Source organism: Streptomyces silvae (genome assembly GCF_016745505.1).
GTDB lineage: Bacteria > Actinomycetota > Actinomycetes > Streptomycetales > Streptomycetaceae > Streptomyces > Streptomyces silvae.
Window position 1 is genome coordinate 28,380 of record NZ_JAERUC010000152.1, and the last position, 19,277, is coordinate 47,656.

Here is a 19,277-nt window from a genome sequence, read left to right on the forward strand (position 1 = left end):
CTGTCCGACGGCAGCCGGTGGAGCGGGATCCCTACGGGCAAGCCCGCTCCACCGGGCATCGGCGCCACCGGCCACCCGTCGCACCGGTCAGCCGGCCGCCGATGCCTGTCACGCGTCGATGCCTGTCACCCGTCGGCGCCTGTCATGCCTCTCGCGGGTCCGGGATGTCCGCGTAGCGCTGCACCCACGCGTGCATCGCGATGGCGGCCGCCGCGCCGGCGTTGATCGACCGGGTCGAGCCGAACTGGGCGATCGAGCACACCATCGAGGCGTGCTTGCGCGCCTCCTCGGTCAGCCCGGGCCCCTCCTGGCCGAACAGCAGCACACACCGGCGCGGAAGCTCCGTCCGCTCCAGCGGGACGGCCCCGGGGAGGTTGTCGATCCCGATGATCGGCAGCCCCTCGGCCTCCGCCCAGGCGGTCAGGTCCGCCGTGTCCGGGTGGTGCCGTACGTGCTGGTAGCGGTCGGTGACCATGGCCCCCCGCCGGTTCCAGCGCCGCCGCCCCACGATGTGGATCTCCTTCGCGAGGAAGGCGTTGGCGGTGCGTACCACCGAGCCGATGTTGAAGTCGTGGCCCCAGTTCTCGACCGCCACATGGAAGTCGTGCCGCCGCAGGTCGAGATCGGCGACGATCGCCTCCCGCGTCCAGTACCGGTAGCCGTCGCCCACGTTGCGCCGGTCGCCGTGGGCGAGGAGCTCCGGGTCGTAACGCTCGCCCTCGGGCCAGGGCAGCGGGTGCGGGCCGACCCCGATCACGCCGCCGTACCCGTCGTCGTACTGGATCGGTTCCTCGGGCGGAACGGACGCGGCCGCCGCCCGCGGCTCTTCCGCACTGCCCGGCTCTGCTGTACTGCCGGTCTCATCTGTACTGCCGGTCTCGCTGGTCACCCGACGAGCGTATGGCCACCGCTGCCGTCTCCGCGCAGGGCCTCCTCGTCGTCCTGCCCCGCCCGTCGCTGTCGGGGGAGACGGAGCCGCCCCGCCGTCCGGGAGAACAGGAGACGCCGACCGAGCAACACCCTGCCTTCCAGCCACAGCAGGAAGACGGTCGGCAGGAAGACGGCGTCAGCGGCGATCATCGCCATGGAGAAGAAGGGGAGCCCCAGCAGGACGGAGATCCCCGCGTGCTCACCGATCATGAGGACCAGCAGGACGTTCTTGACGCGCCGGTTGAACAGCGTGAAGGGGAACGCGACCTGCACGATGACCGTGGCGTACGTCAGCACCATGACCAGCAGCGCGCTGGACGCGACCAGGCCGGAGAGCCCGGTCCACGGGGTGAAGTAGTCCAGCTTCAGCGGGTAGTAGACCGCGGTGCCGTCCTGCCAGCGGGAGCCCTGGATCTTGTACCAGCCGGCGGTCGCGTAGATCAGGCACACCTCGGCCATGATCACGAAGAGGGTGGCGTTGTGGGCGAGGTTGGCCAGGACGTCGAGGAAGGCGCGCAGCTCATGGTCCGGGGCGCGCCGGACCAGGACCCACCGGACGCCGTTCCCCAGCCACAGCACCCACAGGAGGGACGGCAGCCACCAGGTGCCGCCTAGTCCTTCCATGAAGGTGGCGGGCAGGAGGACGCAGCCGAGCACCACCCACAGGACGGGGCCCGCGACATCGTGGACCGGCCGGCCCCCTCCCGCGAGGCACGCGGCCTCCCGCGACGCCCGGCGCGCGTCCAGGGACCAGACCCGCGCGCACCGGGTCAGCACCAGGTAGACCGCCATGAGGTGGATGACGTTGTCGCCGCCGTCGCCCATGAAGATGCTGCGGTTCTGCAGGGAGAGCACGCCGACCATGAAGACGACGGACGTGGCCCGGGTCCGCCAGCCGGTCAACAGCAGCGCGGCCGACACCAGCGTGAGCGCGTACACGGTCTCGAACCAGAACGAGCTGTCCGACCACATCAGGACGGTGAAGGCGTCGTTGTTGGAGATGAGCCGGCGCGCCATGTCCCAGCTCCACGGCCCGTCGGGGCCGTACAGCTCGTGGCGGTGAGGCAGCTCGCGCAGCAGGAACAGCAGGCAGGTGGCTGAGACGCCGATCCGGACGACGGCGCTCTGATAGACGCCGAGGGGAGCAGCCGTGACCCGCTGGACGGCATGGGCGAGTGATCGGCCGACGGACCCGGCGCCGCCGACCGGGGCGGGAGTGCTCATCGCTCCGCCGTTCCGGCCCGCGCGGCCTGGTCCGTGGTGGCCGCCCCCGGGCGGTCCGACGGCGTGACGGTCCACCATGGGAGCTCCCTGTACTCCAGCTGGGTGTTGATCTTCTCGTCGCTCCAGGCCGGGGCGCCGACGGAGCGTACGGCGGATCGCACCTGGATGCGCTCGACGGTTCCTCCGTCGTAGCCGTGCTCGGCGAGGCGCAGCATGACGATGCGGCGGATGTACCGCTCGGACAGCTCCCCGCGCAGGCCGCTGGGGCGGTTCTCGCCGTCGTGGGAGCCGGTGTAGAAGTCCCAGGCGCGGCGCAGCTCGTTCTGGTCGACGTGGCTGGGGAGGAGGTTGCCGCGTATCGCCTCGCCGTCATCACGCGAGAGGTTGATCCAGCGCGTGACCTTGCTGCCGTCGGCACCGTTGTCGGCCACCTCGGCGCGGACGTGCACGGAGATGTTCTGCTGGAGCGGATTGGGGGCGAACAGCTTCCAGTTCTGCTCGAACTCCGGGAAGACCCAGTCGTCGACCACCTCGCCGTGCTGCTTCGTCAGCGTGTTCGACGGTGCGACGTACAGAAAGATCATGGCTATGTGGGCGCAGGCCAGGAGCCCCAGGCCGGAGAGCGCGAGCGCGGCGGCGATCTGGTACGGGAGCGAGAGCGCGGCCATACCGCCGCCCTGACGCCTTCCGTCCGCGACGGGGCCCGGTATACCCGCGGGGGCGGCCTCCGCGTCAGGTGCCGTTCCGGCGTCCTGACCGGCGCCCCGGCCCGTCTCCTGATCGGCGGGCGGGCGGCTCGTCACGTCGGGCCAGGGGGACTTCTTCTCGTTTCCGGTGCGCCCACCGTGGTCCGCATCCATCCTGCCCCGATCACCGTCGATCACCACTCAGTTATCCACAGGGTTGACACCCTACGGGCCTCCGACTCACCATTGAAGCCAAGGAACCGAACGATCGGTCGGTAGGGAGCCCGGGATGGCGGCAGTGACTGCGGACCAGACGACGCAGGGGACAGCAGGCACGGCGGACGACGCGGAAGCGGAGCGTCTGGCGGCGTTCGACGCCGCGGTGGCGGCCGACGACCGGATCGAGCCACGGGACTGGATGCCCGACGCCTATCGCGCCTCACTGATCCGTCAGATGGCCCAGCACGCCCATTCCGAGATCATCGGCATGCAGCCCGAGGCCAACTGGATCACCCGGGCACCCTCGCTCCGCCGCAAGGCGATCCTGATGGCGAAGGTGCAGGACGAAGCGGGGCACGGCCTCTACCTGTACAGCGCGGCGGAGACGCTGGGGGCCAGCCGCGAGGAGCTGCTCGACAAACTGCACGCCGGCCGTCAGCGCTACTCGTCGATCTTCAACTACCCCACGCTGACCTGGGCGGACGTGGGTGCGATCGGCTGGCTCGTCGACGGCGCCGCGATCACCAACCAGGTGCCGCTGTGCCGCTGCTCCTACGGCCCGTACGCGCGGGCGATGGTCCGGGTCTGCAAGGAGGAGTCCTTCCACCAGCGCCAGGGGTACGAGCTGCTGCTCGCCCTCAGCCGGGGCACCCCCGCCCAGCACGAGATGGCGCAGGACGCGGTGAACCGCTGGTGGTGGCCCTCCCTGATGATGTTCGGCCCGCCCGACGACTCCTCCGCCCACTCGGCGCAGTCGATGGCCTGGAAGATCAAGCGGCACTCGAACGACGAGCTGCGCCGCCGCTTCGTGGACATCTGCGTCCCGCAGGCGGAGGCACTGGGACTCACCCTCCCCGACCCGGACATCCGGTGGAACGAGGAGCTGGGACAGCACGACTACGGAGCGATCGACTGGACGGAGTTCCAGGAGGTCCTCAAGGGCAACGGCCCCTGCAACGAACAGCGGCTCACCCAGCGGCGCACGGCCCACGAGGAGGGCGCCTGGGTCCGCGACGCGGCAGTGGCATACGCAGAGAAGCACGCGGCACGGCCCGGCTCCGCCGGCGCGGCCGCCCAGCCTGTGGAGGCGACCGCATGAGCAGCTCGACCGACTGGCCTCTGTGGGAGGTGTTCGTGCGCTCCCGGCGCGGACTGTCCCACACCCATGCCGGCAGCCTGCACGCGCCGGACGCCGAGATGGCCCTGCGCAACGCCCGCGATCTGTACACCCGCCGCTCGGAGGGCGTCTCCCTCTGGGTGGTGCCCTCGACGGCGATCACCGCCTCCTCCCCGGACGAGAAGGACTCCTTCTTCGAACCCGCCGGTGACAAGCCCTACCGCCACCCCACGTTCTACGAGATCCCGGAAGGGGTGAAGCACCTGTGACCGCGGCCCTCGCCCTCGGCGACGACGCGCTGGTGCTCTCGCACCGTCTGGGTGAGTGGGCGGGCCACGCCCCCGTGCTGGAGGAGGAGGTGGCCCTCGCCAACATCGCCCTCGACCTGCTGGGCCAGGCCAGGACGCTCCTCTCGTTCGTGGGCGACGAGGACCAGCTGGCCTACCTCCGTGAGGAGCGGGCCTTCCGCAACGTCCAACTGGTGGAGCAGCCGAACGGCGACTTCGCCCACACCATCGCCCGCCAGCTCTACTTCTCCGTCTACCAACACCTGCTGTACGAGGAGCTGGCCGCCGGTGAAGGCGAGTTCGCGGATCTCGCCGCCAAGGCCGTCAAGGAGGTCGCGTACCACCGGGACCACGCGGAGCAGTGGGTCCTGCGGCTCGGTGACGGCACGGCAGAGAGCCATGAGCGCATGCAGAACGCCTTGGACGCCCTGTGGCGGTTCACCGGCGAGCTGTTCGAGCCGGTCGAGGGTGTGGACGTCGACCGGCACGCCCTGCGCGACCGCTGGCTGACCGCTGTCAGCTCCGTGGTGGAGCGGGCGACCCTGACTCTGCCGACGGGCCCGCAGTCCGGGGCCTGGACGGCCGGGGCCGGCCGGCAGGGCCTGCACACGGAGCCGTTCGGGCGGATGCTCGCCGAGATGCAGCATCTGCACCGCAGTCACCCGGGGGCGTCATGGTGACCACCGAGACCCCGCTGGAGGCGGAGCTGCACCGGCTGGCGGGCTCCGTGCCCGACCCCGAGCTTCCGGTCCTCACGCTGGACGAGCTCGGCGTGCTCCGCGGTGTGCAGGCGGACGGCCCCGACAAGGTCACGGTGCGGCTCACGCCGACGTACACCGGCTGCCCGGCCATCGAGAGCATGTCCGCGGACATCGAGCGCGTGCTGCACGAGCACGGCGTCACCGAGGTGTCCGTGGTCACGGTCCTCGCCCCGGCCTGGTCGACCGACGACATCAGCGACGAGGGGCGCCGCAAGCTCGCGGAGTTCGGCATAGCGCCCCCGCGTCCGGGGGGCGGGTCCGGCGGTCCGGTCCCTCTGACGTTGTCGGTGCGCTGTCCGCACTGCGGTTCCACGGACACCGAGCTGCTGAGCCGGTTCTCCTCCACGGCGTGCAAGGCACTGCGCCGCTGTGTGGCGTGCCGTGAACCGTTCGACCACTTCAAGGAGTTGTAGATGTTCCATCCGCTCCGGGTCAGCGCGATCGAACGGATCACGGACGATGCGGTGGCCGTCACCTTCGCCGTGCCGTCCGAACTGCGCGAGACCTTCCGCCACACCCCCGGGCAGCACCTCAATGTGCGCTACCGCGTCGACGGCGAGGAGATCCGGCGGTCGTACTCGATCTGCGCACCGGCCACCGAGCAGCCGGGCGAGCCCGCGCTGCGGGTGGGCATCCGCATGGTCGACGGCGGCGCGTTCTCGACGTACGCCCTCAAGGAACTGGCCGTGGGGGACCAGCTGGAGGCGATGGCCCCGATGGGCCGTTTCGTCCTCGCCCCGCGCCCGGGCCGCTTCGCCGCGATCGTCGGCGGCAGCGGCATCACCCCGGTGCTGTCCATGGCGGCGACGCTGCTGGCCCGGGAGCCCTCGGCGCACTTCTGTCTGATCCGTAGCGACCGGACGGCCGCTTCGACGATGTTCCTGGACGAGGTGGCGGACCTCAAGGACCGGTATCCGGACCGCTTCCAGCTGGTGACCGCCCTGTCCCGGGAGGAACAGGCCGCCGGGCTGCCCTCGGGCCGCCTGGACCGCGAGCGCCTCACCGGCCTGCTGCCCGCGCTGCTCCCGGTGCCCGAGGTGGACGGCTGGTTCCTGTGCGGGCCGCTCGGCCTGGTGAAGGCCGCGGAGGGTGCCCTGCGCGAGCTCGGCGCCGCCCGGTCACGCATCCACCAGGAGATCTTCCACGTCGCCGACGAGGGTGCGGCTCTGCCGGCAGCCGCCCGGGTGGCCGCCCCGTCGGACAGCAGGCTCACGGCGACGCTCGACGGGCGGTCGGGCAGCTGGCCGGTCCAGGACGGCGAATCGCTCCTGGACACGGTGCTCCGGAGCCGCGCGGACGCCCCGTACGCCTGCAAGGGGGGAGTCTGCGGGACCTGCCGGGCCTTCCTGGTCTCGGGGGAGGTGCGGATGGACCGCAATTTCGCCCTGGAACCGGAGGAGACCGGGGCCGGCTTCGTGCTGGCCTGCCAGTCGCACCCTGTCACTCCGGAAGTCGAACTCGACTTCGACCGCTGACGGGCCGCGCGGCCCCGCTCGCCCGAACGCCCCCACCCCTCGCAACTCACGCCTCGCGCCCCCAGCCTCATGCCTCATGCCTCATGCCTCACGGCGGTAGAGGGCGGATGCGTCAGAGGACGAAAGCCGAGCTCCCGTTGTCCGTGACCATCGGGCGCCCGGCGCCGTCCCAGGCGAGCATGCCGCCGTCGATGTTCACGGCATCGAGACCCTGCTGCACCAGATACTGGGTGACCTGCGCGGACCGGCCGCCGACGCGGCACATCACATGCACGCGCCGGCCGTCGTCGGCCGCCTCGGTCAGCTCACCGAAGCGGCCGACGAAGTCGCTCATGGGGATGTGCAGCGCGCCCTCGACATGCCCGGCCGCCCACTCGTCGTCCTCACGGACGTCCAGCACGAAGCCGTCCGACGGAACCGCCGCGGCGTCCACGGAGGGCAGCGGAGCGAAATTCATGGGTAAGCCTTCTCTCGTACGTACGCGCCAGGGTCATCCGGAACGCTACTGCACCAGCCCTGCCAGCTCGTCCTCACGCTTGGCCACATCGGCCAGGAGCTTCTCGCCGATGTCGTCCAGCAGACTGTCGGGGTCGTCCGGAGCCATCCGGAGCATCGAGCCGATCGCGCTCTCCTCCAGCTCCTTGGCCAGGACCGTCAGCAGCTCCTTACGCCGGCTGAGCCACTCCAGCCGCGCGTAGAGCTCCTCGCTCTCGCTCAGCCGCAGCTCCGGCGTCACAGGCCCCGCCGCCCACTCGGCGGCCAGCTCCTTCAGCAACGCCACATCCCCGCGCCCGTACGCCGCGTTCACCCGGGCGATGAACTCGTCGCGCCGTGTCCGCTCCGTCTCGTCCGGTGCCAGATCGGGGTGGGCCTGACGAGCCAGCTCCCGGTAGAGCTTGCGCGCCTCCTCACTGGGCCTGACCCGCTTCGGCGGCCGGACGGGCTGCTCGGTGAGCATCGCCGAGGCCTCGGGCGAGAGCCCGTCCGAGTCCATCCAGTCGTGGAAGAGCTCGTCGACACCCGGCATCGGCATGACCATCGCCCGGGCGTCCTGGGCCTTGCGCAGGTCCTCCGGATCGCCGGTCCTCGCGGCCCGCGCCTCCGCGATCTGAGCGTCGAGCTCGTCGAGGCGGGCGTACATCGGGCCGAGCTTCTGGTGATGCAGCCGGGAGAAGTTCTCCACCTCGACCCGGAAGGTCTCCACCGCGATCTCGAACTCGATCAGCGCCTGCTCGGCCACCCGGACAGCCTTGGCGAGCCGCTCCTCGGGCCGCGGGGCACCGCCCTCAGCCGCCGCGTCGCCACCCACTTCACCGGTCGCGCCATCTTCCGGATCGCCTGCGGGACCGCCGGTCGCGTCGCCGGTCGCGCTGCCGGTCGCTCCACCGGCGGCGGGACCCGCCTCCGGCGCGGGGCCGGGATCGGCTCGCACGCCGTCGTCCTGCGACGCTTCCTGCGCCTGCCGCCGTGCATCGTGCGCAGGCTGCGGCTCGGCCTGCCGGTCCTGGTTCTGCCGGTCTTCGTCGTTCCGGGTGGTCGGCACCCCGGCGGCTTCGTGGGTCACCCGTCCAGCGTATGGCCATGGCTCGCGCCCCTGGAACACACGGTGGCCGCAAGATCCGCTCAGACGCCGAGCTCGGCGGCTATTCGCCCGGATCGGACGGCCCGGACGAGCTCGGCGTGATCCGCCTCGGTCCGGTCCGCGTACGTCACGGCGAAGTCGGCCACCGCCGCGTCGAGCTCGGTGTTCTTCCCGCAGTAGCCCGCGAGCAGCCGGGGATCGGCGCTGTGCGCATGGGCCCGGGCCAGCAGCGCACCGGTCATCCGCCCGTAGTCGTCCACCTGGTCCGCCGCGAGCGCGGCCGGATCCACACTGCCCTTGCGATTCCTGAACTGACGCACCTGGTACGGCCGGCCCTCGACCTCGGCCCAGCCGAGCAGTATGTCGCTGACGACCTGCATCCGCTTCTGCCCGAGCACCACCCGGCGTCCCTCGTGCACCACGTCGGGAACCTCGAAGCCGACCTGCCGGAGATAGGGGGAGAGCGCGGAGGGACGGGCCTCCTTCACCTGCAGGACCAGCGGCTCACCGCGGTGGTCCAGCAGCAGCACCACGTACGACCGGGTCCCGACACTTCCGGTGCCGACGACCCGGAACGCCACATCGTGGATCGCGTAGCGGGCCAGCAGCGGGAGCCTGTCCTCCGAGATCGTCCCGAGGTAGGCCTCGAGCCCCGCGGCGACGGCCGCCGCCTCCGCGTCGGGGACGCGGCGCAGCACGGGCGGGGCGTCGACGAAGCGGCGACCGCCGTCCTCGCACTCCTCCGTGGACCTGGCGGCGAAACGGGCACTCGTGTTGTTCCGCGCCTTGGCGGAGACCCGCTCCAGCGTCCCCAGCAGGTCCCGCGCGTCGGTGTGGGAGACGAGCTCCTCGTCCGCGATGGCGTTCCACGCGTCGAGTGCGGGCAGCCCGGCCAGCAGGCGCATCGTGCGCCGGTACGCGCCCACCGTGTCGTAGGCGCCCTGACGACAGGTGTCCTCGTCCGCCCCGGCCTCGCGGCCGGCCAGGACCAGCGAGGTGGCGAGCCGCTTGAGATCCCACTCCCACGGGCCGAACACGGTCTCGTCGAAGTCGTTGAGATCGATGACCAGGTTGCCGCGGGCGTCGCCGTACAGTCCGAAGTTGGCCGCGTGCGCGTCACCGCAGAGCTGGGCGCCGACCCCCGTGACCGGGGTGCCCATCAGGTCGTGCGCCATCAGTCCGGCCGAACCGCGCAGAAACGCGAACGGTGTCGCCGCCATGCGCCCGACCCGTATGGGTGTCAGGCCGGGCACCCGCCCCTGGTTCGACTCCTCGACCGCCTGCACGGCGTCCGGCCTTCCGGCGGGCAGCGCCAGAGAACTGTGCGCGGACCTGGGCACCTCGCGCCGCAGCGCCTTGCCGGCCGCCTTCGGGGACACCGCCCCGGCCCCGGACGGCCGCACCCCGCCGGCCACGCGCCGCGCGAAACCGGGAACGACCGGGATACGCCCGTCCCCCGCCGCCCGCTGTGCCGGCACCATCGTCTCGACTTCGCCCATGGAGCGCCGCCTCCCCCGCCCTCGTCCAGCTGTTCCGCCCGACCAACATCAACTGCGGACGACGGTACAACCGACCCTCGGCGATCGTCTGCCCTGTGGACAACTCGGGACCGGCCTGTGGACAACCTCCCGGTGCAGCAGGGCGTCAGGCGCCCGGCCGTCAGACGCCGACGGCCTCTTCCATCTCTTCCTCGGCCTCCTCGTCGGCACCGCCCGCCGACCGCACCGCGGCCGCTCCGGACGCCTTCTCGGCCGCGCCATGACGCCGCCTCGCCTCGGCCAGGCCCGCACACCCCACGGAAACGAGCCCGGCCACGAACCACAGCGCCAGCACCAGCAGATGCCCGCCCAGGGCATGGCCTCCGAAGTACACATGGCTGCGGACTCCTTCGACGAATCCCGCACCGTTCCAGAAGGAGTGCAGGGATCCGAAGAAGCCCGGCTGGAGTTCAGGCCGGAAGATGCCGCCGGAGCTCGTGAAGTTGAGCATGACGAAGAGCAGCATCACGCCGAACGTGGTCCACCGCTTGAGGAAGGTGTGCAGCCCCACACCGATCAGCAGGACGCCCGCCGAGTAGAGCCACGCCATCGCCCAGAGGCCGCCGAGACCGTGATCCACCAGGCCGAACACCGGCCCCGCGAACGCGGCGCCGATCACACTCACCAGGAACGAGGTGCCGATGGCCAGGGCCGCCCTGATCCGCAGAGCGAGCACCGCCCCCGCGCCGCCGATCACCGCGACCGACGCGTACGACCCGATACTGACCGCCACCAGCAGGAAGAAGATCCCCTGGCCGGTCGGATCACCGTCGGCCGTGGGCGCCACGTCCGTCACGTCGAGCGGGGCGCCCTGCTCCGCGGCGACGTCGGTGAAGATCTTCTGGACCACCGTCGCGCTGGTGTCCGACGAGGCACTGGCCACCATGAGCTCCGGGCTGCCGCCCGGCACGTAGGCGCCGTAACTCTGCTGCGTCCTCAGGTGGTTCACCGCGATGTCGCGGTCCGCTACGGTACGCACACTCAGCGCCCCGTCGCCCTTGTCCTGCAGGGTCTGGGCAAGCACCTGCGCGCTTGCTCCCGAGCCGACGACATCCACCCTCAGGTCATGCGGCTCCGGGGCGTGGAACGCCCCCAGATAGGCAAGCCCCATACCGATGCACATCAGCAGTGGCGTGACGAGATGACTGAGCACATGACGCAGCTCACCGGCGGTTGAGCCGGAGGCGGGGCGTGGGCCTGCGGACATGCGACCGCTCCTCCAATAGTTGGCTTTTACAACTCCTACACTCGTTGTACCATACAACTAAAGTTCGAGAAGGTGATTCACGTGGCAGACGCCCCCCGGGAACGCGAGGAGTCGCTGGATGTCATCCAGCGCGAACTGACCGCTTTCGCACGCCGTGCACGCTCGGCCGCGGCACGACTCCACCCGGATCTGCCGCTGGTCTCGTACACGCTGCTCGCCCATATCGACCACCGGCACGGGTGCCGCGCGACCGACCTGGCGGCGCACTACATGCTGGACAAGTCGACGGTCAGCCGACAGGTGGCGGCCCTGGAGAAGCTCGGCCTGGTCGAGCGCCATCCGGACCCGGACGACCAGCGCATCCAGGTACTGCACCCCACCGCCGCGGGCACCAAGGCGCTCGCCTCGACGCAGGCCAGCCGACGTGCCGCCTATCGCGAGCGGCTCGGGACATGGACGTCGGACGATCTCGAACAGTTCGCGGAGTATTTGCTGCGCTACAACGCGGCGGGCGAGGACAGCCCGCCGCAATAAGGCCGAGCCCGGTCAACCACCGGCCACCGACAGACCCGCCGCGATGAAGGCCGGCCGGTCAGCAGCCCCCCGGCCCCGCCAGATGCGCGTCCGCCCACCGCCCGAGCTCCTTGAGCGCGGGCTCCAGGGCCGCCCCGGCCTCCGTCAACCGGTACGCGACTCTCAACGGGGGCCCCTCGTCGACCTGCCGCACCACGAGACCGGCCGCCCCCAGCTCCGACAGCCGGTCCGAGAGCATGCGCTCACTGATGCCCGGGATCGCCCGTCGCAGATCCGCGAAGTACACCGGCTGCTGCATCAGCACCGAGACGATCGGGCCGGTCCAGCGCTTCCCGAACAGCTCGAAGACGCGAGTGATGCTCGTATCCACCTGCCGACAGGCCTGTTCGCTGTGATCCGCCATGACCCCAGAGTACTGCTCCGACGTTCGGGGCTTATTAAAAGTAAGGGACTATGCTATTACTAGGTACGTACTCAAAGGCCGGGTCGCGCTCACGGTTGTCACCCGTGGGACCACGCCGGGCCACCGCCTGATTCCTATGGAGAACCCCCATGGCCACGCTCCTGCACCTCGACTCCGCAGTCTTCCCCCAGGGCTCGACGTCTCGTGAGGTCACCGCCGCGTTCGTCACGGCCTGGCGCGAACAGCACCCCGACGGCGAGGTCGTGTACCGCGACCTGGCCGCCGACCCCCTGCCCCACCTGGACGCCACGGCCGTCGCCGCCGGCGCCGAGGACGCGCTGCGCGGGCAGTTGGCAGCCGAACTCGCAGCCGCGGACGCCGTCCTCATCGGCGCACCGATGTACAACTTCTCCATCCCGTCGACCCTCAAGGCATGGCTCGACCAAGTGATCATCGTCGGCCACAACGCCGGGCCGGACAGCCCCGTGGCCGGCACGCCCGTCACCGTCGTGGCCAGCCGTGGCGGCTCGTACGCCCCCGGGACCCCGCGCGAGGACTTCGAGTTCGTCCAGAACTACCTGGAGAAGGTGCTGACGGGCATGCTGGGGGCCGAAGTCGACTTCATAGTGCCCGAGTTGACGCTGGCGCACTCGAAGCCGGAGATGGCCGAGCTGATCCCCCTCGCGGACGCCTCCCGCACCCAGGCGTTCACGGACGCGGCAGAGAAGGCCAAGGCGCTCGCGGCGCGGCTCGCCGCCTGACGCAGCCCGCCTGAACACCTGGGCGCCTGGACGCGACCCCTTACGGGCGACCCGTACGAAGCGCTTCATTGGTGCGGATCCGACGTTTCACGTGAAACAGAGCCCCCTCGGGCCGCGCTTCCGCACCGGATGCGGGCTTCGCCACAACACCCCCAGCGCGCCGCCGATCCAGCACACAGCGAAGAACCCCCGCACCGGAGATCCGGTGCGGGGGTTCTGTCGAACCAACCCGGCAGTCGCAAGCGACTGCCAGTTGTGCGCGAGGGGGGATTTGAACCCCCACGTCCCTAAGGACACTGGCACCTGAAGCCAGCGCGTCTGCCGTTCCGCCACTCGCGCATGAGTGGTGTTTTCAGACTCTCCCACCGAGTGGTGTGAGCGCCTGGCGACATCCGAAGATTAGCACGCTGGACAGGGTGGATTCACATCCGTTGTTTCCCCGGACCCACGACGGGAACCGGGAACGCACAAAGCCTGGCCCCACTCCTCCTGAGTGCACCCGGAGTGCGGGACACTGTCAGGAGGGCACCTCTACGATCCGTGTGAGAGGTGACACTCATCCACTGTGCAGACAAGGGGAACCAGCCGATTTCCCGACGCGTGGATACGATCAGTAAGCAGTACAGGGATGACGACACCGGAGGAGGTGCCCCATGGGAGTCATGAAGCGTTTCGAGCAGCGTCTCGAAGGTCTGGTCAATGGCACCTTCGCCAAGGTCTTCAAGTCCGAGGTGCAGCCGGTCGAGATCGCCGGAGCCCTCCAGCGCGAGTGCGACAACAACGCCTCGATCTGGAACCGCGAGCGGACCGTCGTGCCCAACGACTTCATCGTCGAGCTCAGCACCCCGGACTACGAGCGGCTCAGCCCGTACTCCGGCCAGCTGGGGGACGAGCTGTCCGGCCTCGTACGTGACTACGCCAAGCAGCAGCGCTACACCTTCATGGGACCGATCAAGGTCCACCTGGAGAAGGCGGACGACCTGGACACGGGTCTCTACCGCGTGCGCAGCCGGACCCTGGCGTCGAGTTCGTCACAGCAGGGCCAGCAGAGCGGCCCCGCTCCCCACTCCCCGCCCAACCGCCCCGCCGCCCCTCAGGGCCAGGGCGGCTACGGCTACCCGCCGGCCTCCGCCCCTCCCATGCCCCCGGCCCCGCCGCCGGGCGCAGGGCGCTCCGGAAGCCCTTCCAGCGACTGGCGCCCGCCCGCCGCGTCCGGCCCCATGCCGGACGCCCAGGTGCGGCGCTGGATCGAGATCAACGGCACCCGCCATCAGATCTCCCGCCCGACGTTGGTGATGGGACGAAGCACCGACGCCGACGTGCGGATCGACGACCCCGGCGTATCGCGCCGGCACTGTGAGATCCGGACCGGAACGCCCTCGACGATCCAGGATCTCGGGTCCACCAACGGCATCGTGGTGGACGGGCAGCACACCACCCGCGCTACGCTCCGCGACGGCTCGCGGATCGTCGTGGGCAGCACCACCATCGTTTACCGGCAAGCCGAAGGGTGAAGCGGGGGCAATGTCAGAGCTGACCCTGACGGTCATGCGGCTAGGTTTCCTGGCTGTTCTGTGGCTATTCGTAATCGTGGCCGTCCAGGTCATTCGCAGCGACCTGTTCGGTACGCGTGTCACGCAGCGCGGCTCACGCCGCACTGCCGCCGACACACGCCCGCAGCAGGGGCGCCAACAGCAGGCAGCGCCGCCTCAGCAGCGCCAGCAGTCCGGGCGCCAGCGCCGCGGGGCACCCACCAAGCTGGTCGTCTCCGAGGGCACGCTCACCGGCACCACCGTCGCCCTCCAGGGCCAGACCATCACCCTGGGCCGGGCGCACGATTCAACGATCGTGCTGGATGACGACTATGCGTCCAGCAGGCATGCCAGGATCTACCCGGACCGTGACGGCCAGTGGATCGTCGAGGATCTCGGGTCCACCAACGGCACCTATCTCGACCGGACCCGGCTCACCACCCCGACACCTGTTCCGCTGGGCGCGCCGATCCGCATCGGCAAGACCGTCATCGAGCTGCGGAAGTAGTACGACAATGAGCGAGCGGAGCGAGCGAGCCGCCGCGGTCCTGACGACGGACGCGGCCCGGCTCCCGACCGGAGGGTGGGCAGTGTGGCTCGAGACCGGCTGTACCCCGAACCGACGGGCGAGGTGCGCATGAGCTTGTCCCTGCGCTTCGCCGCCGGATCGCACAAGGGCATGATCCGGGAAGGCAACGAGGACTCCGGCTACGCCGGCCCCCGCCTTCTCGCCATCGCCGACGGCATGGGCGGCCAGGCGGCCGGAGAGGTCGCCAGCTCCGAGGTGATCTCCACGCTCGTGCAGCTCGACGACGACGTCCCGGGCTCCGACATCCTCACCTCGCTCGGCATGGCGGTGCAGCGGGCCAACGACCAGCTGCGCGTCATGGTCGAGGAGGACCCTCAGCTGGAGGGCATGGGCACGACGCTCACCGCCCTGCTCTGGACCGGTCAGCGCCTCGGCCTCGTCCACGTCGGCGACTCCCGCGCCTACCTCCTGCGTGACGGCGTCCTGACGCAGATCACCCAGGACCACACGTGGGTGCAGCGTCTCGTCGACGAGGGCCGGATCACCGAGGAAGAGGCCACCACCCACCCGCAGCGCTCCCTGCTGATGCGGGCGCTGGGCAGCGGCGACCACGTGGAACCCGATCTCTCCGTCCGGGAGGTCCGTGCCGGTGACCGCTATCTGATCTGCTCGGACGGTCTCTCCGGCGTCGTCTCCCACCAGACGATGGAGGAGACCCTGGCCAGCTACCAGGGCCCGCAGGAGACCATCCAGGACCTCATCCAGCTCGCCCTGCGCGGCGGCGGTCCCGACAACATCACCTGCATCGTCGCGGACGTCCTGGACGTCGACAGCAACGACACCCTGGCCGGACAGCTCAACGACACCCCGGTCATCGTCGGCGCGGTCGCCGAGAACCAGGCCGCCCAGGCGAACGACGGCCGTGCCATGGAGACCCCGGCGGGCCGTGCGGCCGGCCTCGGCCGCCCCGTGCCGCCGCCGGCCGGAGGCTTCGGTCCTCCCGGCAGCGGGGACGACATGGGCTACGGCTCCGGCCCGGACGGCGGCGCCTTCGACTCGTACACCGACGACGACTTCGTCAAGCCCCGCGGCGGCCGCAGGTGGCTGAAGCGGTCGTTCTACATCGTGCTCGCGCTGGCCGTCATCGGCGGTGGCGTCTACGGCGGCTACCGCTGGACCCAGACGCAGTTCTACGTGGGCACGAAGGGCGACAACGTCGCGCTGTACCGGGGCATCAGCCAGGACCTCGCCTGGGTGTCCCTCTCGAAGGTCGAGGAGAACACCAAGATCGAACTGAAGTACCTCCCGCCGTACTGGCGCAAGAAGGTCGAGGCCACGATCTCCCAGGGCAACCTCTCCGATGCCCACAAGAAGATCGGCGAACTCGAAGCACAGGCCTCCGCCTGCAAGAAGGACGCGCAGCGCCGCGCGGCCGAGGCGGACGCCAACGCCGCCAAGGAGCAGAGCACGACCGACAACGCCTCCGACAGCACGTCAGCCACGACTCCCGCCAAGGGGACCAAGACCGCGACTCCCACTCCCGGCCCCAGCCTCTCGGAGGAAGAGAAGAAGCTGGCCCTGCAGTGCGGTAAGCAGTAAGCCGTAGGGGGCCTTCAGCACATGAGCGTTGTCACCAACACGACCACCATCGGCGCGATCGACGCGCCGAGCCGCCGTAACACCGAGCTGGTGCTGGTCGCGTTCGCCGTTCTGATCTCGGTGTTCGCGTACGCCAACGTGGGCCTCGCCCTCAACGGCGAACTGCCCGCCGGCATGCTCGGCTACGGGCTGGGCCTCGCGCTGCTCGGAGGCGTGGCGCACATCGCCGTACGGAGATTCGCCCCGTACGCGGACCCGCTGCTGCTGCCGCTGGCGACGCTGCTGAACGGGCTGGGCCTGGCCATCATCTGGCGGCTGGACCAGTCGGAGCGCTTCCAGGCGACCCCGAACTTCGCGGCGGCGGCCTCCAAGCAGCTGATGTTCTCGGCCGTGGGCGTAGCCATCATGGTCGTCGTCCTCATCGCCCTCAAGGACCACCGGATCCTGCAGCGCTACACCTACATCTCCATGCTGGTCGCGCTGTTCCTGCTGATCCTGCCGATGTTCTTCCCGGCCGTGAACGGCGCCAAGATCTGGATCAAGATCCCCGGCGTCGGCACGATCCAGCCGGGAGAGTTCGCCAAGATCATCATCGCGGTGTTCTTCGCCGGGTACCTCATGGTCAAGCGTGACGCCCTGGCCCTCGCCAGCCGCCGCTTCATGGGCCTCTACCTGCCCCGCGGCCGTGACCTCGGGCCGATCCTCATGGTCTGGGCGTTCTCGATCCTCATCCTGGTCTTCGAGACCGACCTCGGATCGTCGCTGCTGTTCTTCGGCATGTTCGTCGTCATGCTGTACGTCGCCACCGAGCGCACCAGCTGGATCGTCTTCGGGCTCCTGATGTCCGGAGCGGGCGCAGTAGGCGTGGCCATGTTCGAGCCCCACGTGCAGCAGCGTGTCACCGCCTGGCTCGACCCGTTCGCGGGATGGGGCAAGCTGGCCGCCAGTGAGCAGATGGCCAAGTCCCTGATGGCCTTCGGCTCCGGCGGAACCCTCGGCACCGGCCTCGGCCAGGGCAACTCGGACCTGATCGGCTTCGCAGCCAACTCGGACTTCATCCTCGCCACCGTCGGCGAGGAACTCGGCCTCGCCGGAATGATGGCCGTCCTGCTCATCTACGGTCTGATCGTCGAGCGCGGCGTCCGTACCGCCCTCGCGGCCCGTGACCCCTTCGGGAAGCTCCTCGCGATCGGCCTCTCCGGTTCCTTCGCCATCCAGGTCTTCGTCGTCGCCGGCGGCGTCATGGGGCTCATCCCGCTGACGGGTATGACCATGCCGTTCATGGCGGCCGGTGGTTCGTCCGTCATCGCGAACTGGGCACTCATCGGGATCCTGATCAGAATCAGCGACACCGCCCGACGCCCAGCCCCGGCCCCCGCACCATCCCCGGATGCCGAAATGACCCAGGTGGTCCGACCGTGAACAAGCCGCTCCGCAGGATCGCGATCTTCTGCGGCGTCCTCGTCCTGGCCCTGCTGGTCCGCACGAACTACATCCAGTACGTCCGTGCCGACGAGCTCAACGCGAACGAGCACAACCGTCGCGTCCAGATCGAGCGCTACGCCCACGAACGCGGCAACATCATCGTCGATGGCGAACCCGTCACGGGCTCCGTCGAGACCACGGACAGCGATTTCAAGTTCAAGCGCGTCTGGAAGGACGGCCCCATGTGGGCCCCCGTCACCGGCTACTCCTCGCAGGCCTTCGACTCCTCGCAGCTGGAGAGCATCGAGGACGGCATCCTCACCGGCAACAGTGACGACCTGTTCTTCGACCGCACCCTGTCGATGTTCACCGGGGAGAAGAAGACCGGCGGGAACATCGTCACCACCCTCAACGGCGCCGCCCAGAAGGCCGCCTTCAAGGGGCTGGGCGACAAGAAGGGCGCCGTCGCCGCGCTGGACCCGCAGACCGGCGCCATCCTGGCTCTGGCCAGCACCCCCTCGTACGACCCCTCGGTCTTCGCCGGCAACTCCATGAAGGACTCCGACGCCCGTCAGAAGCTCCTGGAGGACAAGGACAAGCCGATGCTGAACCGGGCCCTGCGGGAGACCTACCCGCCCGGCTCGACGTTCAAGGTCGTCACGGCCGCCGCGGCGCTGGAGAACGGCCTCTACACGGACATCGACGCCAAGACGGACTCCCCCCTGCCCTGGCGGCTCCCGCAGTCGACCAACCTGCTGCAGAACGAGGGCAACATCCCCTGCAAGGACGCCTCGCTCCGGGAAGCCCTGCGCTGGTCCTGCAACACGGTCTTCGGCAAGATGAGCGACGACCTCGGCAACGAGAAGATGATCGAGCAGGCCGACAAGTTCGGCTTCAACGAGGAAGTCTTCACCCCGGTCCGGGCCGACGCCAGCGTCTACCCCAAGGACAACCCGCCGCAGAACGCCATGGCGGGCATCGGCCAGGCGTCCAACCGCACCACTCCGCTCCAGATGGCCATGGTGGCCTCGGCGATCGCCAACGACGGCAAGCTCATGCAGCCGTACATGGTCGCCCAGCGCCAGGCACCCAACCTGGACGTCATCTACACCCCCGAGAAGGAGCAGCTCAGCGAGCCGCTCTCGGCGGAGAACGCCCAGAAGGTGCAGCAGATGATGGAGACCGTGGTCAAGGACGGCACGGGAACCAACGCGCAGATCGACGGCGTCACCGTCGGTGGCAAGACCGGCACCGCGCAGCACGGCCTGAACAACAGCGAGAAGCCGTACGCCTGGTTCATCTCGTACGCCAAGACCGACAACGGTTCACCGGTCGCGGTCGCCGTGGTGGTCGAGGACGGCAACGCCAACCGGGACGACATCTCCGGTGGCGGTCTGGCCGCTCCGATCGCCAAGAACGTGATGAAGGCGGTACTCGACGGAAAGTAGTGACACCCGTCACAACTTCT

At 69.8% G+C, this 19,277-nt stretch carries 20 protein-coding genes and 1 tRNA gene; 12 read left to right on the forward strand and 9 right to left on the reverse strand.

Annotation, left to right across the window (positions count from 1 at the left end):
* Positions 1-142: 142 nt before the first annotated feature.
* Genes JKV81_RS24195 through JKV81_RS24205 form a run of 3 tightly spaced genes read right to left on the reverse strand, consistent with a single transcriptional unit; the run spans position 143 to position 3,014 of the window.
* Positions 143-889: a TrmH family RNA methyltransferase gene (locus tag JKV81_RS24195; protein ID WP_129264568.1), complete on the reverse strand. Its 747-nt coding sequence runs from the start codon at positions 887-889 to the stop codon at positions 143-145.
* Positions 886-2,154, reverse strand: a complete 1,269-nt coding sequence (locus JKV81_RS24200; RefSeq protein ID WP_202077756.1) for an HTTM domain-containing protein — start codon at positions 2,152-2,154, stop codon at positions 886-888. The genes JKV81_RS24195 and JKV81_RS24200 overlap by 4 nt, the downstream gene beginning before the upstream one ends.
* Positions 2,151-3,014 carry a DUF5819 family protein gene (locus JKV81_RS24205; protein ID WP_129264570.1) on the reverse strand — a complete coding sequence of 288 codons (864 nt, stop codon included), beginning with the start codon at positions 3,012-3,014 and terminating at the stop codon, positions 2,151-2,153. The genes JKV81_RS24200 and JKV81_RS24205 overlap by 4 nt, the downstream gene beginning before the upstream one ends.
* A gap of 115 nt (positions 3,015-3,129) precedes the next feature.
* Between JKV81_RS24205 and paaA the strand changes: the two genes are divergently transcribed.
* From paaA to JKV81_RS24230, 5 genes are read left to right on the forward strand one after another with little or no spacing between them, the layout of a single operon-like run.
* Entirely contained in the window at positions 3,130-4,158 is a 1,029-nt protein-coding gene (gene paaA, locus JKV81_RS24210) for a 1,2-phenylacetyl-CoA epoxidase subunit PaaA (protein WP_202077758.1), read from the forward strand.
* Entirely contained in the window at positions 4,155-4,445 is a 291-nt protein-coding gene (paaB, locus tag JKV81_RS24215; protein WP_069171673.1) for a 1,2-phenylacetyl-CoA epoxidase subunit PaaB, read from the forward strand. Before paaA ends, paaB begins: the two co-directional genes overlap by 4 nt.
* Positions 4,442-5,143, forward strand: coding sequence for a 1,2-phenylacetyl-CoA epoxidase subunit PaaC (paaC, locus tag JKV81_RS24220; RefSeq protein ID WP_129264572.1), 702 nt, complete (start codon positions 4,442-4,444; stop codon positions 5,141-5,143). The genes paaB and paaC overlap by 4 nt, the downstream gene beginning before the upstream one ends.
* Complete coding sequence (gene paaD / locus JKV81_RS24225; protein WP_124277861.1) at positions 5,137-5,637, forward strand: 1,2-phenylacetyl-CoA epoxidase subunit PaaD; 501 nt, start codon at positions 5,137-5,139, stop codon at positions 5,635-5,637. The genes paaC and paaD overlap by 7 nt, the downstream gene beginning before the upstream one ends.
* Positions 5,638-6,699, forward strand: coding sequence for a 2Fe-2S iron-sulfur cluster-binding protein (locus JKV81_RS24230; RefSeq protein ID WP_202077760.1), 1,062 nt, complete (start codon positions 5,638-5,640; stop codon positions 6,697-6,699). It begins immediately after the preceding gene.
* A gap of 112 nt (positions 6,700-6,811) precedes the next feature.
* On the opposite strand, the gene JKV81_RS24235 is transcribed toward JKV81_RS24230, so the two are convergent.
* The 4 genes from JKV81_RS24235 to JKV81_RS24250 all read right to left on the reverse strand — a co-directional run bounded on the left by JKV81_RS24235 (position 6,812) and on the right by JKV81_RS24250 (position 11,026).
* On the reverse strand, positions 6,812-7,156 hold the full coding sequence (locus tag JKV81_RS24235; protein WP_099173306.1) for a rhodanese-like domain-containing protein: 345 nt from the start codon (positions 7,154-7,156) through the stop codon (positions 6,812-6,814).
* A 45-nt stretch (positions 7,157-7,201) separates the two neighbouring features.
* Positions 7,202-8,263, reverse strand: coding sequence for a J domain-containing protein (locus JKV81_RS24240; protein ID WP_202077762.1), 1,062 nt, complete (start codon positions 8,261-8,263; stop codon positions 7,202-7,204).
* Positions 8,264-8,322: 59 nt separating this feature from the next.
* On the reverse strand, positions 8,323-9,780 hold the full coding sequence (locus JKV81_RS24245; RefSeq protein WP_202077764.1) for a DUF2252 domain-containing protein: 1,458 nt from the start codon (positions 9,778-9,780) through the stop codon (positions 8,323-8,325).
* 160 nt (positions 9,781-9,940) lie between these two features.
* Positions 9,941-11,026 (reverse strand): ABC-2 transporter permease, encoded by a 1,086-nt coding sequence (locus JKV81_RS24250; protein WP_202077766.1) that lies wholly within the window; start codon positions 11,024-11,026, stop codon positions 9,941-9,943.
* An 81-nt stretch (positions 11,027-11,107) separates the two neighbouring features.
* Between JKV81_RS24250 and JKV81_RS24255 the strand changes: the two genes are divergently transcribed.
* Positions 11,108-11,560 (forward strand): MarR family winged helix-turn-helix transcriptional regulator, encoded by a 453-nt coding sequence (locus JKV81_RS24255; RefSeq protein WP_124277865.1) that lies wholly within the window; start codon positions 11,108-11,110, stop codon positions 11,558-11,560.
* A 58-nt stretch (positions 11,561-11,618) separates the two neighbouring features.
* Here the strand turns inward: JKV81_RS24255 and JKV81_RS24260 are convergent, their stop codons facing one another.
* Positions 11,619-11,963 carry a winged helix-turn-helix transcriptional regulator gene (locus JKV81_RS24260; RefSeq protein ID WP_129264576.1) on the reverse strand — a complete coding sequence of 115 codons (345 nt, stop codon included), beginning with the start codon at positions 11,961-11,963 and terminating at the stop codon, positions 11,619-11,621.
* A 149-nt stretch (positions 11,964-12,112) separates the two neighbouring features.
* On the opposite strand from JKV81_RS24260, the gene JKV81_RS24265 reads away from it, so the two are divergent.
* Positions 12,113-12,724 carry an FMN-dependent NADH-azoreductase gene (locus JKV81_RS24265; RefSeq protein WP_129264577.1) on the forward strand — a complete coding sequence of 204 codons (612 nt, stop codon included), beginning with the start codon at positions 12,113-12,115 and terminating at the stop codon, positions 12,722-12,724.
* 256 nt (positions 12,725-12,980) lie between these two features.
* Here the strand turns inward: JKV81_RS24265 and JKV81_RS24270 are convergent.
* Positions 12,981-13,063 (reverse strand) — tRNA-Leu (locus tag JKV81_RS24270).
* A 314-nt stretch (positions 13,064-13,377) separates the two neighbouring features.
* Between JKV81_RS24270 and JKV81_RS24275 the strand changes: the two genes are divergently transcribed.
* The 5 genes from JKV81_RS24275 (at position 13,378) to JKV81_RS24295 (ending at position 19,257) form a co-directional block, all read left to right on the forward strand.
* A complete protein-coding gene (locus tag JKV81_RS24275) occupies positions 13,378-14,238 on the forward strand; it encodes an FHA domain-containing protein (protein ID WP_129264578.1) in 861 nt (286 codons plus the stop codon).
* 10 nt (positions 14,239-14,248) lie between these two features.
* Entirely contained in the window at positions 14,249-14,764 is a 516-nt protein-coding gene (locus JKV81_RS24280; RefSeq protein ID WP_099173299.1) for an FHA domain-containing protein FhaB/FipA, read from the forward strand.
* A gap of 129 nt (positions 14,765-14,893) precedes the next feature.
* Complete coding sequence (locus JKV81_RS24285; protein ID WP_124277869.1) at positions 14,894-16,384, forward strand: PP2C family protein-serine/threonine phosphatase; 1,491 nt, start codon at positions 14,894-14,896, stop codon at positions 16,382-16,384.
* Positions 16,385-16,405: 21 nt separating this feature from the next.
* Positions 16,406-17,806, forward strand: coding sequence for an FtsW/RodA/SpoVE family cell cycle protein (locus tag JKV81_RS24290; RefSeq protein ID WP_129264579.1), 1,401 nt, complete (start codon positions 16,406-16,408; stop codon positions 17,804-17,806).
* Positions 17,803-19,257: a peptidoglycan D,D-transpeptidase FtsI family protein gene (locus JKV81_RS24295; protein WP_202077767.1), complete on the forward strand. Its 1,455-nt coding sequence runs from the start codon at positions 17,803-17,805 to the stop codon at positions 19,255-19,257. Before JKV81_RS24290 ends, JKV81_RS24295 begins: the two co-directional genes overlap by 4 nt.
* Positions 19,258-19,277: the final 20 nt, after the last annotated feature.

Bases quoted from the DNA above. Each gene is read 5' to 3' on its own strand.
- JKV81_RS24235 (WP_099173306.1), bottom strand. From the start codon at position 7,156: ATGAATTTCGCTCCGCTGCCCTCCGTGGACGCCGCGGCGGTTCCGTCG.
- JKV81_RS24260 (WP_129264576.1), bottom strand. From the start codon at position 11,963: ATGGCGGATCACAGCGAACAGGCCTGTCGGCAGGTGGATACGAGCATC.
- JKV81_RS24290 (WP_129264579.1), top strand. From the start codon at position 16,406: ATGAGCGTTGTCACCAACACGACCACCATCGGCGCGATCGACGCGCCG.
- JKV81_RS24200 (WP_202077756.1), bottom strand. From the start codon at position 2,154: ATGAGCACTCCCGCCCCGGTCGGCGGCGCCGGGTCCGTCGGCCGATCA.
- JKV81_RS24285 (WP_124277869.1), top strand. From the start codon at position 14,894: ATGAGCTTGTCCCTGCGCTTCGCCGCCGGATCGCACAAGGGCATGATC.
- JKV81_RS24275 (WP_129264578.1), top strand. From the start codon at position 13,378: ATGGGAGTCATGAAGCGTTTCGAGCAGCGTCTCGAAGGTCTGGTCAAT.
- paaB (WP_069171673.1), top strand. From the start codon at position 4,155: ATGAGCAGCTCGACCGACTGGCCTCTGTGGGAGGTGTTCGTGCGCTCC.
- JKV81_RS24265 (WP_129264577.1), top strand. From the start codon at position 12,113: ATGGCCACGCTCCTGCACCTCGACTCCGCAGTCTTCCCCCAGGGCTCG.
- paaA (WP_202077758.1), top strand. From the start codon at position 3,130: ATGGCGGCAGTGACTGCGGACCAGACGACGCAGGGGACAGCAGGCACG.
- JKV81_RS24230 (WP_202077760.1), top strand. From the start codon at position 5,638: ATGTTCCATCCGCTCCGGGTCAGCGCGATCGAACGGATCACGGACGAT.
- JKV81_RS24280 (WP_099173299.1), top strand. From the start codon at position 14,249: ATGTCAGAGCTGACCCTGACGGTCATGCGGCTAGGTTTCCTGGCTGTT.
- JKV81_RS24205 (WP_129264570.1), bottom strand. From the start codon at position 3,014: ATGGATGCGGACCACGGTGGGCGCACCGGAAACGAGAAGAAGTCCCCC.
- paaD (WP_124277861.1), top strand. From the start codon at position 5,137: ATGGTGACCACCGAGACCCCGCTGGAGGCGGAGCTGCACCGGCTGGCG.
- JKV81_RS24250 (WP_202077766.1), bottom strand. From the start codon at position 11,026: ATGTCCGCAGGCCCACGCCCCGCCTCCGGCTCAACCGCCGGTGAGCTG.
- JKV81_RS24245 (WP_202077764.1), bottom strand. From the start codon at position 9,780: ATGGGCGAAGTCGAGACGATGGTGCCGGCACAGCGGGCGGCGGGGGAC.